Origin of the sequence: Clostridium thailandense (assembly GCF_019207025.1) — a bacterium.
Classification (GTDB): Bacteria; Bacillota; Clostridia; order Clostridiales; family Clostridiaceae; genus Clostridium_AM; species Clostridium_AM thailandense.
In genome coordinates this window covers 1-1,194 of record NZ_JAEEGC010000261.1, presented here as the reverse complement: position 1 = coordinate 1,194, position 1,194 = coordinate 1, and the positions used below count along the sequence as shown (strand labels likewise).

The window sequence follows — 1,194 nt, the reverse complement described above, 5'->3', positions numbered from 1 at the left end:
ACCATTTACTGCTACATCTTTTAATGTTTCAAAAGCCAAAGTATTTTCACTTATTTCAATGTCTTCAAAATAATTACCACATCTATCTATTACTTCAAAATCTAGCATTAATTTTTCATAACTCATTGTTGCAAAAGAGTCTAGAATACCCGCTGAATGCATGGCAATATTTCCTTTATATAAATTAGTGTGGAATAGACACATAGCTGTTTCGACTCCAGCCTGAGCAGTAACACCTTTTGCATCACTTAATGCTCCGCCACTTCTACAAGCTAATCCATACTTTTTAGCAAGCAGTGATCCATATCTGCCAGCTTTAATAAGTTCTGGCGAACCGATAGATGCATTTCCTGTTTGAACATTTGACCCATAACATGCAAACAAATGCATTACAGGATTACCTGGATTTACAAGTTGAGTTAATACTATACAACTTAACATTTCAGCATTACACATTGCAATGGAACCTGCTAATGTAACAGGCGAAGTTGCACCTGGCATACAAGCTGAACAAACAGCAATAGGTTGATTATATTCACAGCCTAGAAGTAATGTCTCTATTGCACTTGACTCTACTCTAAGAGGACTAGTAGGTGTTGGTAATACTATATATCTAGCTTTTTTTCTTAATTCTTCTTTACCTCCAAATAGGATTTCTAACATATTAAATATATCTATCTGATCCTTTTTAACTCCTTGAATACCAAATATTACTTTTGAGGAACGTTTTATCGCAGCATATACCATTACTGGTATACTTATTTCCGGAGCTATATCTGATGGTTGAACAAGAATCCCCCCATTTACTTTAAATGATTTTTCCATATGAAATAAATTAGCCATTTTTAGATAGTCATCGAATAAAGCTGGTCTGACACTTCCATCTACATTGGTTATCATTGGTGATCCATAGCCTGGAGTATAATTTACGTCCTCTGTATTTACGTTTATAAAATAATTCTCATCTCTTCCATAAACAGTGAATTCTTTTGTTGCCATGTTTAAATATTTATTAACTTGTTCCTCTGTAAAATATGTTCTTCCATTTTCTTGTCTAAATCCATTTGCCCTGAAAATTTCATTTACCTTTTCACTTCCAAACTTAACCCCGATCTCAGCAAGTATTTTTAAACTAGCTTGATGAAGTTGCTCTACGGCTAATAATTCTTTTTCATGATCCATAATTACATCCTC

General features: G+C 33.7%; 1 protein-coding gene. It reads right to left on the bottom strand.

What is annotated here, in order from left to right:
- Positions 1–1,182: trimethylamine methyltransferase family protein (locus tag I6U48_RS29485; protein ID WP_218324079.1), on the bottom strand; the 1,182-nt coding region annotated here is incomplete at its 3' end.
- Positions 1,183–1,194 lie beyond the last annotated feature (12 nt).